This window comes from Alitabrizicola rongguiensis (assembly GCF_021491355.1).
In the GTDB taxonomy this organism is placed as follows: domain Bacteria; phylum Pseudomonadota; class Alphaproteobacteria; order Rhodobacterales; family Rhodobacteraceae; genus Aliitabrizicola; species Aliitabrizicola rongguiensis.
In genome coordinates, this window is sequence record NZ_JAKENF010000005.1 from 68920 (window position 1) to 83186 (window position 14267).

A 14267-nucleotide genomic window follows, 5' to 3' on the forward strand; every position below is an offset into this window, starting at 1 on the left:
TTCGTGAAGAAGACCGAAACTACGATGAATCGCCGTACAGTCCTGAAGGGCACGGCGCTTGGCCTCGGCGCCCTGGCGGCTCCGGCCATTATCCCGCGCAGCGCGCTCGCCTCGTCGGGCGAGGTGAATTTCATGGGTTGGGCCGGCTATCCGGTTCTGGCCGAGAAGGTCTTCCCGGCTTTCACGGAAGCGACCGGGATCAAGGTGAATTTCGTCGAGCAGCCCGACCAGGACGCGTTCTTTGCCCAGGGCAAGCTGGCGCTTCAGACCGGCGGCACCGACATCATCGAGCCGACACTCGACCGTGTGGCTGGCTGGAACCAGAACGGGCTTCTCCAGCCCTGGGACACCGCCAAGCTGGCGATGGACAACTACGTGTCCGGCCTGGCCGACGGCGCCGCTGGCGAGCGCGCCACGATCGACGGCGGTCGCATGATCGTTCCGTCGGTTTGGGGCACCGAGGCGCTGGTTCACAGCACCGCCGATTTCCCGACCGAGTATGGCAAGGCGAGCCTCGGCGACCTGTTCGCACCCGAGCAGGCTGGCAAGGTCTGCGTCCGCGCCCACTCGGCGTTGGCGGCTATGGGGCGTTACCTTGATGCCGAAGGCAAGCTGCCGAAGCCCTGGCTCGACGGCTACAAGGACGAAGCCACGATGGTCGAGCTGTGGGACATCGCTCTGGCCGAGGCGATCAAGGCCAAGGGCAACATCGTCCAGTGGTGGTCGGGCGAGAACGAAGCTCAGGCTGGCTTCCTGACCAACGGTGCGACGCTTGGCCTGTGCTGGGATTCGACCGGCTACAACCTGCGTGAGCAGGGCTACAGCTACGTTCCGCCGAAAGAGGGCGCCTTCGCCTGGAACCAGGGCTTCGTTCTGATGAAGAACGCGACCAACATCGACCAGGCGCATGAATTCGCCAAGTGGGTGTCGACCGCCGATGGTTCGTCGATGTGGGCCAGCGCCTTCTCGGCAAACCCGGTCGGCAAGGGCGGTATCGACAAGATGGATCCGGCAGTGGCCGCCTTCTACAACGGCGCCTTCAATGCAGATGCGCTGTCGAAGCTGTGGTGGTGGCCGGACCAGGAAGCGTGGTTCATCGCCAAGCGCGGCGAATACGCGGACAAGTTCAAGGCTGCCTGAGAAAGCGGCACATACAGACCCGCCGGCGCTTTGCGCGCCGGCGGGTTTTGCAATGAAACCAAGACCAGCCCAAGGCTGGCAACGCCAACAGGGAAAAGGGGCTGCGACACGCGATGAGCGCCGGGGTCGAACTTGATAATGTCACGATGGAATTCGGCAGCTTCCGCGCCGTCGACAACGTGTCGGTGAATATCCAGCCGGGGGAATTCTTTTCCTTCCTTGGTCCGTCGGGCTGCGGCAAGACGACCATCCTGAGGATGATTTCTGGCTTCATCCAGCCGACGAAAGGGTTGGTGAAGATCGGCGGAAAGGACATGCAAGGCGCGCGACCGAACCAGCGCCCGACGGCGCTGATCTTCCAGAACCTCGCGCTGTTCCCTCTGATGCCTGTCTGGGAAAACATCGCCTTCGGGCTTGAAGTGCGCGGCGTCGACAAGGCCAAGCGCCGGGCGCGGGCCGAGGAGCTTCTGCGTCTCGTCGATCTGCCGGATGCAGCGGACAAGCGGGTGAGCCAGCTTTCGGGCGGACAGAAGCAGAGGGTGGCGATCGCCCGTGCGCTTGCGGTGGAGCCGTCGGTGATGCTGCTGGACGAACCGTTGTCCGCTCTGGACTTGAAACTCCGCCAGCACATGCGGGCAGAACTGCGGGCCATCCAGAAACGCACCCAGGTGACCTTCATCTATATCACCCACGACCAGGGCGAGGCGCTGGCCATGTCCGACCGCGTGGGCGTCATGAGCCACGGCAAGCTGCAGCAGGTCGCCGTGCCGCAGGACATCTACAATAATCCCGCCAATGGTTTCGTCGCCTCTTTCGTGGGCGAAAACAACATCCTGAGCGGCGATATCACCGGCGAAGAAGGGGGTCTTGTTTCCTTTGCCACGCCGAGCGGCACGTTCTCGGCGCGGCTTGGACCTGGTGTCAGCAAGGGCGCGAAGGCCCGGCTTTTCCTGCGTCCCGAACATGCGCGGCTGTCGACCGAGGCCGGCAAGGAGAACTCGGTGCCGGTCGAGGTGACCGATGTAGCCTTCGAAGGCAATTTCATCAGCGTCCATTCGGTTGATGCCAAGGGGCAGACCTACATCTCGGAGGCACGAAACGATGGCTCAGCCGTCATTCCGGGGCGCGGCGACAAGCGTCACATCGTGTTCGAAGGACAGCACGCCGTACTTCTGACCGGTGACATCTCGGCCAAGGACGTCGACGAATGAGCGACCTCCTCAATCGCTATGGCGGGCTTCTGACCGCAATCTTCATCCTTCTGACGGCCTTCTGGCTGCTGATGCTGGTGATCCTTCCGAACATTTACCTGTTCGAGAACTCGTTCCGGCCCTACCTGCCGGTCAACGAAATGGGCGGGCCGAAGGATGTCTACAGCCTGAACAACTACCTGACATTCTTCAAAAGTCCGATCCACATGAACGTCTTCGTGTGGACGATCATCTATTCCAGCCTAGTGACGCTGATCTGTTTCATCATCGCCTATCCGCTGGCCTACTACATGTCCAAGATCGCGCCCGACAGGATCATACCGACGCTTTTCCTGCTCCTGTTCGTCCCGCTCTGGGTCTCCGAGGTGCTTCGCAGCTTCGCCTGGTTCATCATCCTGGCGCTGAAGGGGCCGCTGAACTCGACTCTTCTGGGGCTGGGGATCATCGAGGCGCCGGTGCGCTGGATCATGGGGTTCCGTGGCGTCGTGATCGGGCTTGTGTACACGTATGTCCTGTTCATGCTGTTTCCGATCTACAACGCGATCCAGTCACTCGACACCAACCAGATCGAGGCGGCCGAGGATCTGGGTTCGCCCTGGTGGCGCACGCACCTGCGGGTGATCCTGCCGCATTCGAAACCTGGCATCGCCTCTGGCGCGGTCATGGTGTTCATGTTGTCAGCCGGGTCCATCCTCGTGCCGACGCTTCTGGCATCGACCACGTCGCGCTGGTTCACCGAGATCATCCAGCAGTGGATGTTCGAGAGCCAGGATTGGAACACGGGGTCGGCCTATGCGTTCCTGCTGCTGATCCTGTGTACGGTGTTCGTCTCGGTCGTGATGCGGGTGTTCCGCGTCAAGCTGTCCGACATCGCGAAGTAAGGGGAGGGGCAGATGCGCAAATCGAACTTCCTCTTCCACCTCTACATGGTGCTGTTCCTCATCTATATGATCCTGCCGCTGGTGGTCATGGGCGGGGCGGCGTTCAACGACTCGCGTTTTCCGTCGATCTACCCCTGGGTGGGCTGGACGGACCGCTGGTTCATCGAGTTGTGGAAGGACACCCGCATGTGGGTCGCCTTCCGCAACACGATCCTGGTGGCGCTGGCGGTCGTGGCGATCTCGATCCCGATCGGTACAGCGGCGGCGATCCTCATCAACTCGATTGCCGGCTCGACCCGGACGGTGCTCTATTCGCTGATGGTGGCGCCGATCCTGACCCCCGGCGCGGTCATCGGGATCTCGACACTGCTGTTCTGGAACACGCTAAATGTTCCGGCCGGCCTGCATCTGTCGGTGCTGGGTCAGGTGTCGTTCATCGCGGCCTTCGTGATGCTCCTGGTGCTGGCGCGGCTGCAAAGCTTCGACCGGGGGCTGGAAGAGGCGGCGCTCGACCTTGGCGCCAGCCATGCGCAGGTGCTGCGTCGGATCCTGTTGCCGCACCTGTACCCGGCGATCGGGGCGGGAGCGGCGATCGGTTTCTTCCAGTCGATCGAGAACTTCAACGTCACGCTCTTCACCCGCGGCACCTATGACACGCTTACGGTCTATGTGTTCTCCAAGGTACGGACGGGCATTACCCCGACGATCAACGCGCTGGCACTGATCCTGATCGCCGTCACGCTGTTCTGCGCGATCGCCTACGAGGTGCGCCGCCGCGCCGTCGCGCGGCGGGGCTGACGACACCTGCCCGCTACCCTTGCGGGTGGCGGGCGTGGCATGCTTATCTTCCCGCGAAACCGCGTGCGACATGATGCGCGGACACGGGAGGACAATCATGGACCCATCGCGCCGCGACGTGTTGCTGGCGGGGCTTGCCTTGCAGGTCGCTGCTTTCTTGCCGCGCTCAGCAAGGGCCGAAGCGGAGCGCCCATCGCCGGAAGAAGTGATGGCGACGTGGTATCGTCTGGTCCTGGAGCTTGTCCGCCACACGCCGACCTATTCGCCGCCGGTGGCGAGCCGCGCCTTCGCCTATCTTGGTATCTCGGTCTACGAGGCGCTGGCGCAGGGCAAGGCGCCGATGGTCAGCCTTGCAGGGCAATTGCACAGCTTGAAGCCGGTTCCCGCTGCGGTCGATCCTCTGGCCGAATGTGACGAGGCCGTGCTGCTGCATTCGGTCTTTGCCGACGCGGTGCGCATCTTCTTCAGCAATACCGGTCCGACCGGACAGCGGGCGATGAAGGCGATGACCGACAGGCTCGGGGCCAAAGTCGCAGCCGGGTTGTCGCCGGAGGTCGTCGAACGCAGCGCGGCGCAGGGCAGGGCGGTTGTCGACCACATCGTTGCCTGGTCACAGGACGATGGCGGTGCGGTCATCGAGAACATGGGTTTTCCCCTTGACTATGAACCTAGCCGCGACCCCGGACACTGGCGTCCGACCAGCACGATCGCGCAGCAGCAGGCGCCGCTTCTGCCGAACTGGGGCACGAACCGGCCCTTTGCCATGCCGTCGCCCACGGCCTGCACGCTGCCGCCACCACCGGCCTACAGTGAGGAAAAGGGGACAGAGTTCTACGCCGAGGCCTTGGAGGTCTATGAGACGGTCCGCAATCTGACCCCGGAACAGACGGCGATTGCGCGCTTCTGGTCCGACGACCCGATGCTGTCGACCACACCGCCCGGCCATTGGAACCAGATCGCGCTTGAGCAGCTCGAGATCGAGAATGCCCCTGCCAGGCGGCGGGCCGAGGTGATGGCCCGGCTGGGGATCACGGTTGCCGATGCCTTCATTGCCTGCTGGCAATCCAAGTATGAGTACGACCTTGTCCGGCCAGTCACCTACATCAAGAAGGTCATCGACAAGACCTGGGAGCCTCTGCTCATCACGCCGCCTTTCCCGGAATATCCATCGGGCCACAGCACGCAATCAGGCGCGGCAGCCAGGGTGTTGACCGCAATCTGGGGGAACAACTTCGCCTTCACCGATACCAGCCACGAAGATGATGGCTTGCCGTCGCGATCCTATCCGAGCTTCTGGGCGGCGGCTGACGAGGCGGGGATCTCGCGCCTTTACGGCGGCATCCACTTCCGTTCGGCAATCGACCGTGGGCTGGAGCAGGGGCGCTGCGTCGGGGCATTTGCCGTCGCCCTGAAAATGGGCGCACAGGCATGAGAGTTATCGCCGTCGCGCTGCCTTCGATGCTGCTTGCCGGGCCACTGGCCGCCGCCGACCTGCCACTGATCCCGTCCTTCACCGAGGAAACGACGACTGCCGGGGTCGACAGCATCTATTCGGGCGACTGGGAATACATGGTAGGCGGTGGCGCGGCAGTGTTCGACTGTTCGGGCGACGGGTTTCCCGACCTGTTCCTTGCCGGCGGCGAGGGCAAGGCGGGGTTCTGGCGCAATGCCAGCGCCCGGGGCGGGCAACTGCGCTTCGAGAAGACAGAGAGCGGACTGGAACTGGACCATGTGACGGGTGCCTATCCCCTCGATATCGACAGCGACGGGATCATGGACCTCGTCCTGCTGCGGGTCGGCGAGAACCTGGTCATGAGGGGCGAAGGGCAGTGCCGCTTCACCCCCGCCAACAGCGCCTGGGGCTTCGACGGCGGCGACGCCTGGTCAACCGCGCTGGCCGCAACCTGGGAGAAGGGCAACTCCTGGCCCACGATTGCCATCGGCAACTATATCGATCGGACGCAGGATGCCTTTCCCTGGGGAAGCTGCACCGCCAATTGGCTCCACCGTCCGAATGTCGGGGGGACGGGCTTCGCCCCGCCGGTTGCGCTGGAGCCAAGCTACTGCGCGCTGTCGATGCTGTTCACCGACTGGAACCTGTCGGGTACGCCGTCGCTGCGTGTGTCAAACGACCGGGAGTACTACAAGGGCGGACAGGAGCAGATGTGGAAGGTGCTGCCGGGTCAGCCGCCTGTCCTCTACACCAAGGACGAGGGCTGGAAGTACCTGCGCATCTGGGGAATGGGCATCGCCTCTGCCGATGTGACGGGCGACGGATACCCCGACTACTTCCTGGCCAGCATGGCCGACAACAAGCTGCAGACGCTGGCGACGCCGCTCAAGGAAGGCGAGCCCGTGCCCGGCTTTGCCGATGTGGCCTTCGCCCGCGGAGCCACGGCACACCGGCCCTATACCGGGGGCGACGTCAGGCCCTCGACCGCGTGGCACGCGCAGTTCGAGGATGTGAACAACGACGGCTGGCCTGATCTGTTCGTGGCCAAGGGCAATGTCTCGGACATGCCGGATTTCGCTCGGAACGACCCCAACAACCTGATGCTCATGGATGACCAGGGCAAGTTTCACGAGGTCGGCGACAAGGCCGGCGTCGCCAGCATGGCGGTGTCGCGTGGCGGGGCGCTGGCGGATCTGAATCTTGATGGGCTGATCGACCTGGTCGTCGTCAACCGCCATTCTCCGGCGCAGATCTGGCGCAACACCACCATCGGCGCTGGGCATTGGCTGGGGTTGAAGCCGGTGCAGGCGGGTGCAAATCCTGATGCAGTAGGTGGATGGGTCGAGGTCCGGACAGGCGACCGGGTGCAGCGGCGGGAACTGACCGCTGGCGGCGGTCATGCAAGCGGCGTGACTGGCTGGTGGCATGCCGGACTCGGGCCGGTCGATCAGGCCGAGGTGCGGGTGATCTGGCCCGATGGCGTGGCCGGCGACTGGGAGCAGGTTGCGGCGGACACCCTCTATGTTATCGACCGGGACAAGGGTGCGCAGGAATGGACCCCATGAAGACTTTTGCGGTCCTGACCCCGCCCCGCATCCTGTTCGGGCGCGGCGAGGCGGCGAAGGCGCCTGACCTCATCCGGACCTTCGGCAGCCGCGGCCTGGTGGTGCATGGGGCTTCGGCTTCGCGGGCGGCCTGGCTGGTCGAGGGGCTGCGCGGGACCGGTGCCGAAGTGATGACGCTCGCCTGCCGAGCCGAGCCCGTCCTGGCAGGGGTGCTGGAGGCGACGGAGGCCGCGCGGGGCTTCCGCCCTGACTGGGTCGCGGCGATCGGCGGCGGGGCTGTGCTTGACTTCGGGAAGGCGCTGGCGGCGCTCGTGCCCTCGGTCACGCCGGCGCTCGACCACCTGGAGGTGGTGGGCAAGGGCCTGCCACTTGGCACGCCGCCCTTACCCTTTATCGCGCTTCCCACGACGTCGGGCACCGGGTCCGAGGTGACGCGCAATGCGGTGATCGGGTTGCCGGAGCATGGGCGGAAGGTCTCGCTTCGCGACGACCGGATGGTGGCGCGGCTGGCCATCGTCGATCCTGCGCTGACCGACGGCGCGCCGCATCGTGTGACGCTGGCCTCGGGCCTTGATGCGGTTGTGCAGGTGATCGAACCCTATGTCTCGCTGAAGGCAACGCCCTATACCGACGCACTTTCGCTGCCGGCGATCAAACAGGGGATCGCGGCGCTGGCCCGGCTGATGGAGGGTGAAGATCAGGCGGCCCGTGATGCGCTTTCTTGGGTTAGCCTGTGCGGCGGACTGGCGCTCAGCAACGGTGGTCTTGGCGCAGTTCACGGCTTTGCCGGAGTCTTGGGTGGGATCATCCCGGCGCCGCATGGGCTGATCTGCGGGCGACTGATCGGACCGGTGCTGCGGGCGAACAGGGACAGGGTCGGCGGGCCAATGGCCGAGCGCCTGGACCTGGTCTTTGCCGTGCTTGCCTCCGTGCTGGGGGGGCGGGCCAAGGATGCGCCTGAGAGCCTGTGCGACTGGGTTGCCGCTCAACGGCTGGCCCCACTGCGCGCCTTTGGCCTGGCGCCTGACCGGTTCGAAGCCGTGGCAGAGGCTGCGCAGTCGTCCTCGTCCATGAAGGGCAATCCGGCGGCGCTGGGCGTCGCCGATCTGGTTGCGATCCTGCAGCACGAAGCGCGGATCGGTTGAAGCCAGACTGATCCGCCTTGCGCCGGGAATGCCGCGCTGCCTAGAGCTTGCATGCAGCCCTTGTATCGGGGCCGGGGGTTGAAGAATGCGCAAGCTCGTGCGGTTTCTGCTGGCAACGCTGATCGGGGGCGTCCTGCTCTTGTTGCCGATCGGCATTGTCGTCGTGGTCGGCATGCGCCTCTTTGCCTATGCCCGGACCTTCGGGCAGATGGCGCATGACCTGCTTTTCCCGAACCAGACCGGCAACCTGCTTCCTGCCCTGTTCGCGGCACTCTTCCTGCTGGTGGTTGCCTTTCTAGCCGGTGCCTTCGTTCAGACCGAGGTGGGACGGCGCGTCTTTCGCTGGATGGAAGAGGCGATCCTTGCCCGTGTCCCGCTTTACACGATCTTCGCGCAGATGGCGGCCGACTGGACCGGCGGACCCATGCGGCTTGTCGGCAGCGCCAGCGCCGATCTGGAGGTCGCGCTGGTCCGATTTGATGATTACGAGGCCATCGCCTTTGTCATCGAGCGCGGGCGGAAGGGCAAGGCCGTGATTTATCTGCCCGGAGCACCCTCGGCGCTGAGCGGAAGCGTTGCCCTTGTCGATGAGGACCGGCTCATCCACACCGACCTGACGCCTGGCGATGTGATGATGGGCCTGCGGCGGCTCGGGGGCGGGCTGATCGCCCTGAACCGCCGCAGCTGACCCTAGACGGGCAGGCTACACCCACCCTTGGCTGCCGATTGCTCGGCCCGGTCGAGCAGGCGCTGAAGCTCGGCGCCTCTGGCGAAGTCTGGCTCGGCCTTGCCTTCGCCGCGGATCGCCGCAATGAAGCGCTCGTAGATGGAGGGCAGGACCGGCGTCTCGACCTCGGTCCAGGTAGCGGTTGCGATGTCCTCCCCGAGGCAGGCGCGCAGGCGGCTGGCCCAGTTCTCGAACCCGACCTCAAGCCCACCCTTGTCGCCGTAGATCCGAAGCCGCAGGTCGTTCATGTGGCCGGTGGCGAAACGGGTCGCCGCCACGGTGCCTAGCGCCCCGTTGGAAAGCCGCACCTGCATCGTGGCGCTGTCATTCGCATCAAGCACATAGTCCCCGATCTGACCCCCCGGCGCCTTGTCGAAGGTCTGGAGCAGGCAGGACACCTCGGCCACCGGCTGCCCTGCGACAAAGGTCGCGAAGTCGAGGATATGGATGCCCACGTCACCCAGAACGCCCTTGGATCCGTGCCTGGTCGACAGCCGCCAGAGCCACTGGCTTTCCGTTCGCCAGTCGCCCCAGGCGGGCTGGGTCAGCCAGCTTTGCAGATAGCTCGCCTCGAAATGCCGGACCGTGCCGATCGCACCCTCGGCTACCATCCTTGCCGCCTGCTGAAGCGCCGCGACGTTGCGATAGCTGAGGTTGACCATGTTCACGACGCCCGCCGCCTGCGCAGCGGCCGTCATCGCCTCTGCATCGGCGGAACTGGTCGCGAGCGGCTTCTCACAGAGCACATGCTTCTTCGCGGCGAGGAACGGCATGGTCGTCGGGTAATGCGCCGCGTCGGGGGTGACATTGGTCACCGCATCGAACTCGCCCCAGTCCAGCGCCTGATCCACCGACGAAAACCGGTTGGGGATGTGATGCATGTCGCAGAAGTCGGCGAGCGGTTCGGGACGCGTGTCGATCCCTGCGACGAGACTGACGTCGGGCATTGCGGCAAAGGCTTCGGCATGGTTGCGGGCCATGCCGCCGGTGCCGAGGATCAGAAGGCGGACGGGTTGGGCCATGCGCTTACCGGAACCCCTGTTCGCCGTCGTGGTGCAGGCGGGGGCCACGTTCCTCGATCCTTTCGGGGGCCGTCTCGACCGGCACGTTCGGTGCATCGTTCGGGTCGGCAATGCGCGCCGCCGGATTGTAGGCCCATTTGACCGCGTTGCGGATCACCCGCTGCACATTGGCGTCATGGAAGGTCGGGTAGGTCTCATGGCCGGGACGGAAATAGAAGACATTGCCCGCCCCGCGCTTGTAGGTGAGCCCCGAGCGGAAGACTTCGCCACCCTGGAACCAGCTGACGAAGACCGTCTCCATCGGCTCGGGCACACCGAAGGGTTCGCCGTACATCTCTTCATTCTCGAGTTCGAAATGGTCGGGCAGGCCGGCGGCGATGGGGTGGTTGCGGCTGGTTAGCCACAGGCGTTCGCGTTCCCCGGCCTCGCGCCAGGTCAGGTTGCAGGGTGTGCCCATCAACCGTTTGAACGGCTTGGAGAAATGGGCGGAATGCAGGAAGATCATGCCCATGCCCGACCATACGGCGTCGCAGACCCGGTCGACCACGTGATCCTGCACGTCGCCATGGGCGGCGTGGCCCCACCAAATCAGGACATCGGTCTGGGCGAGTTTCTCGGCTGTCAGGCCATGTTCCGGTTCCTGAAGGGTGACGGTGACCGCGCGGCAGTCCGGATCGGCATTGATCGCCTGGGCGATGGTGCTGTGCATCCCCTCGGGATAGATGCCGGCGACAATCCGGTTCTTCTGCTCGTGGACATTTTCGCCGAAGACGGTGACACGGATGACCATCCTGTATTCCTCTTGATTCTGTGGGCATGGGCGCCGGGGCCCGTGATCAGGGTTGATGTTATCGCAAACGCTGGCGAGCGACAGGGGTGGTTCGGCCCGAGATATTCAGCGGTGTCGGATGACCCACCCCATTGTGACACATCGACCGATTGCGCCTGCTGCGCAGGCTTCTATTCTCGGCAAACGCACAGAGGTTCAGGCATGGCCATCCCCCGAATTCCGCTGTTCATCCTGTCTGCCTTGGCGGCGGTTTCCGCGGCCACAGCAAGCTTTTCCCAAACGGGGAGTGGCTGCGCCCTGCAATACAGCCGCGTCTGCCCGGGCGTTTCGGCGGGTGGGCCAGGGTTGCAGGCCTGCCTTGATCGTCAGGGGGCAGTCCTGTCGCCGGCCTGCCGTCAGGCGGCGGGGGCACCGACAGTACCGCTCGACACCCATCCGAAGTTGACCGTCAACCCTCCCGGCGCGACGGCCACTGTCCCCGTAGACCCTGCCGCCGCGCCCCGTGCAACGGTCGCGCCCTCGCAACTGGGCTTTCTTTGTGCCGACGATCTCATCAAGCTTTGCCCGAACGTGGTCAAAGGCACCGAAACCGGCGCCCTGGCCTGCCTGCGGCGCAACTTGGACCGGGTCTCGGAGCCCTGCGCCTTGGGCCTTGGCGGCGGAACGCCCTGACCTCTATGGCGCGCCGGTCAGTGGTGACAGGATCAGCCGCGCCCCGGCCTGCGCAAGTTCGACGCCTCCTTGCAAGCTGTTCGATGCAAGTTGATCGAGACCCGCAATGCCGGCTGCGTCCATGCGGTGCAGGTAGTCCAGAAGCGCAGGCGACTCCGCTTCGCTGAAATGGTCGAGCGCACCGCCGCCCTTCAGATCGGTCGCGTTGATGACATAGACGCGATTGAGGTTGCCCAATTCCGCCGTGCTGCGGATCGAGCCCAGACGGTCACGCTGGCCGCGCAGCTTGGCAGAGATGGCGAGCGCCTTGTCGCGATCCGAGATCAAGAGGAAGATCGGAACGCCCCGTCCGGTGATGAGGGGGGCAATCTCCTTGAAGATGCCGACATCGATATCCGCCGATATCAGAACGACCCCCGCGATCTTGGAGAAGACCGAATCCGGTTCGGTCATGGCCATGGTGCGGAGCGTGTCGACGAGAAGGAATGTTCCCATCGAATGCGCGACAAGATAGAGACTGTCTGCGTCGCTCCGTGCCATGGTCTCGATCGTGCGTTGCAGAAACGGCCGTGAATACAGGACGTTGTCGAGATCGCCAAGATAGCCGTCTGCCTTGGCCAGAGATGGCCAGGAATAGTGGACCGGCACGGTGATGCTGCCCACGTCGTGGATCAGCTGTGCTTCCCGATAAAGGCCCTCGGCGAAGTCGGTGTTGAACCCATGGATGAACATCGAAGCCGCCTTGACCTTTTTCCGCTGAAGATCGTCGTTGATCGCGGCGACGAATTCGGCCTCCGATCCCAGCCGTTCCGACGAACTGACCATGAACTGTGTCTGCGGGTTGGGGTATTGCGGATTGGGGTACTTGATGGTCCCAACCTTTCGTTTCGGCGGAACGGACACCTCGAACAGGGCGTAGTTCGTCGAAGTCGCCCGCTGCGAGCCAAAGAACTGCGTCGGACCGATCCAGGCGCGATCTGTGGCCACGATGATCCGCTCCTGCTTGGCCACCGTCGCGGCGGCGGGATCTGTCACGATCTGGCCGCGCTGGCCGCAGCCTGTCAGGACAAGGGCGGCTCCGAGCAAGAGGGGAAGAAGGCGGCCAAGCAGCATGAGGTGACTCGAGAAGCGGCAATTGGCAGAAGGCTAGCGTGGAATTCCGCCTACTGCACGCGCAGAGAGGCGCGCGTGGTGAAGTCCCGGCGCGACCAATCGAGCCACCCGGGCGGGAGTTTGTGGCCGGACTGGGTGATCTTGCCGAAAAACATGGCGATGGCGGCGTTCCGGCCGGGGATTTGCCGCCATACGGCTATGCAGACTTGTCACAGTCCTTCGCCGATGCGAGGCTTTGTCCGAAAACTGTCGGAAAACCGTAATGAAATCCGTTCTCGAAGTCTGCGCCTACCTGCCGGAAGCGACTTATCCGCCGGGCGAGATCCTGATTCGTGAAGGCAGCAGCGAAGGCCGCATCTTCGTCCTGCTCGAGGGAACCGTTGTGGTGATGAAGGGCAATGTCCGCGTTACCCGCGTTCGCACCCCCGGCGCGCTGTTCGGCGAAATGTCGATCCTTCTCGAGATGCCCGCGACGGCGACGGTTGTCGCCGAAACCGAGGTGAAGGTGCGGCAGGTGGAGGATGGAGGCGCCTTCCTTGCCTCGACACCCGAAGTTGCGCTGCATACGGCGCGCCTGCTTGCGCAGCGGTTGCATGACACGACGACCTATCTCGCCGATGTGAAGGCTCAGTTCGAGAACAAGACGGATCATTTCGGCATGGTCGATCGCATCATCGGCTCGCTTCTGAACCAGCAGGCCGCCAAAACCACCGCGAAGACGCCCGAGAAATCCGACCCGCGCCTTTAGCGCATCCAGTCGGGAACCGAGGTGATTGCAGGGAATGGCCGACTGATCGGGGCATCGAGCGGGATCGTTTCTGCCCCGTAGATCGAGAACCACCACGCGGTTTCGGCATCCAGATCGAGGATGATGTGCGCTGGCACCTCGCCGATCTGCTTGCCGGAGTTGAAGACCCAGGTCTTGCCTATCCGGTCGGCCCAGGATCCGCCGCTGATGAAAGGCGAGTTGTGGACATGGCCTGAGAAGACGAAGTCAGGCTGATATTTCTCTATCCAGCGGCGCAGTTCGGTATCGCCATAGTGGCGCTTCCCGTCCCAACTCACCGGACTTTCGGCGGGAGGGGCGTGGTAGACCCAGATCCAGCGGTCGCGCGGTTCAGGGGCGGTCGCGGCCAGTTGCGCCGCGATCGCATCCTGCGTCGAAGGACCGTCCCACCATGGACACACGGTCACCAGAGTGTCACCGAGCCGCAGGGTCGTACTGTCGCCGATCACGCCAAGCAGGTCGAGGTCGCGCATCCAGTCCGCAATCTGCTCGCCGTTGTCATCCACAACGTCGAGGTCGTGGTTGCCCGAGCAGACGATCGTCCTGGTGGTTTCGGCCAGGTGCTCCAGATAAGTCTTGACCACCACCATCTGGGCACGCCGTTCGACGCTGGACGAGATTTCCAGAAGGTCCCCAGCCAGGATGACAAGGTCGAAGCGCGGCGCCATCGCCAGCACCCAGTCGTACTGCTTCAGCGAATAATGGATGTCGGCGACGATCAGGATCTTCATTGCCGCAGCCTAGTTGCGGACGATCTGCGCTGTCGAGATTCGCACATTCGAATTCCAGCCTTGCCGCTAGCTGATGCATCGATTGCCGGTATTTTGGCCGTTGCGCCCAAATCTTGGGCTTTGGAGTGGAGGCCGATCCCTTGAGAGGCCTTGGGCGGCCCAATCCGTTTCTCCTTTGAAAACAATCGAATTTTTTCCTAGGGAATCATTGTGGCAGGAGGTATTCGCATCG

14 protein-coding genes are annotated in these 14267 nt (G+C 64.0%); 10 read left to right on the forward strand and 4 right to left on the reverse strand.

The window, feature by feature from the left end; genetic code table 11:
• The first annotated feature begins 24 nt into the window (after window positions 1–24).
• From L0V05_RS18645 to L0V05_RS18680, 8 genes are all read left to right on the forward strand, one after another.
• On the forward strand, window positions 25–1140 hold the full coding sequence (locus L0V05_RS18645; RefSeq protein ID WP_234873007.1) for an extracellular solute-binding protein: 1116 nt from the start codon (window positions 25–27) through the stop codon (window positions 1138–1140).
• Between the two features lie 113 nt (window positions 1141–1253).
• A complete protein-coding gene (locus L0V05_RS18650; RefSeq protein ID WP_234873008.1) occupies window positions 1254–2351 on the forward strand; it encodes an ABC transporter ATP-binding protein in 1098 nt (365 codons plus the stop codon).
• Window positions 2348–3232, forward strand: a complete 885-nt coding sequence (locus tag L0V05_RS18655; protein WP_234873009.1) for an ABC transporter permease — start codon at window positions 2348–2350, stop codon at window positions 3230–3232. The genes L0V05_RS18650 and L0V05_RS18655 overlap by 4 nt, the downstream gene beginning before the upstream one ends.
• A 12-nt stretch (window positions 3233–3244) precedes the next feature.
• Window positions 3245–4030, forward strand: coding sequence for an ABC transporter permease (locus tag L0V05_RS18660; protein WP_234873010.1), 786 nt, complete (start codon window positions 3245–3247; stop codon window positions 4028–4030).
• 97 nt (window positions 4031–4127) lie between these two features.
• Window positions 4128–5462, forward strand: coding sequence for a vanadium-dependent haloperoxidase (locus L0V05_RS18665; RefSeq protein WP_234873011.1), 1335 nt, complete (start codon window positions 4128–4130; stop codon window positions 5460–5462).
• On the forward strand, window positions 5459–7048 hold the full coding sequence (locus tag L0V05_RS18670) for a CRTAC1 family protein (protein WP_234873012.1): 1590 nt from the start codon (window positions 5459–5461) through the stop codon (window positions 7046–7048). The genes L0V05_RS18665 and L0V05_RS18670 overlap by 4 nt, the downstream gene beginning before the upstream one ends.
• Window positions 7045–8193: an iron-containing alcohol dehydrogenase gene (locus L0V05_RS18675; protein ID WP_234873013.1), complete on the forward strand. Its 1149-nt coding sequence runs from the start codon at window positions 7045–7047 to the stop codon at window positions 8191–8193. Before L0V05_RS18670 ends, L0V05_RS18675 begins: the two co-directional genes overlap by 4 nt.
• 85 nt (window positions 8194–8278) lie before the next feature.
• Window positions 8279–8881, forward strand: coding sequence for a DUF502 domain-containing protein (locus tag L0V05_RS18680; RefSeq protein ID WP_234873014.1), 603 nt, complete (start codon window positions 8279–8281; stop codon window positions 8879–8881).
• Window positions 8882–8883: 2 nt separating this feature from the next.
• On the opposite strand, the gene L0V05_RS18685 is transcribed toward L0V05_RS18680, so the two are convergent.
• Together L0V05_RS18685 and L0V05_RS18690 are read right to left on the reverse strand one after the other, a co-directional pair.
• Window positions 8884–9942, reverse strand: a complete 1059-nt coding sequence (locus L0V05_RS18685) for a Gfo/Idh/MocA family protein (RefSeq protein ID WP_234873015.1) — start codon at window positions 9940–9942, stop codon at window positions 8884–8886.
• Window positions 9943–9946: 4 nt separating this feature from the next.
• Window positions 9947–10732 carry a ThuA domain-containing protein gene (locus L0V05_RS18690; protein ID WP_234873016.1) on the reverse strand — a complete coding sequence of 262 codons (786 nt, stop codon included), beginning with the start codon at window positions 10730–10732 and terminating at the stop codon, window positions 9947–9949.
• A gap of 201 nt (window positions 10733–10933) precedes the next feature.
• Here L0V05_RS18690 and L0V05_RS18695 point away from each other — a divergent pair, with 201 nt between their 5' ends.
• Complete coding sequence (locus L0V05_RS18695; RefSeq protein ID WP_234873017.1) at window positions 10934–11404, forward strand: hypothetical protein; 471 nt, start codon at window positions 10934–10936, stop codon at window positions 11402–11404.
• Window positions 11405–11407: 3 nt separating this feature from the next.
• On the opposite strand, the gene L0V05_RS18700 is transcribed toward L0V05_RS18695, so the two are convergent.
• The gene (locus tag L0V05_RS18700) at window positions 11408–12517 is read right to left on the reverse strand and encodes an alpha/beta hydrolase (RefSeq protein ID WP_234873018.1); all 1110 of its coding nucleotides are present in this window, start codon (window positions 12515–12517) and stop codon (window positions 11408–11410) included.
• Between the two features lie 262 nt (window positions 12518–12779).
• Between L0V05_RS18700 and L0V05_RS18705 the strand changes: the two genes are divergently transcribed.
• The gene (locus tag L0V05_RS18705) at window positions 12780–13265 is read left to right on the forward strand and encodes a Crp/Fnr family transcriptional regulator (RefSeq protein ID WP_234873019.1); all 486 of its coding nucleotides are present in this window, start codon (window positions 12780–12782) and stop codon (window positions 13263–13265) included.
• Here the strand turns inward: L0V05_RS18705 and L0V05_RS18710 are convergent.
• Complete coding sequence (locus L0V05_RS18710; RefSeq protein WP_234873020.1) at window positions 13262–14035, reverse strand: metallophosphoesterase family protein; 774 nt, start codon at window positions 14033–14035, stop codon at window positions 13262–13264. The two genes, L0V05_RS18705 and L0V05_RS18710, sit on opposite strands and share 4 nt — an antisense overlap.
• Window positions 14036–14267 lie beyond the last annotated feature (232 nt).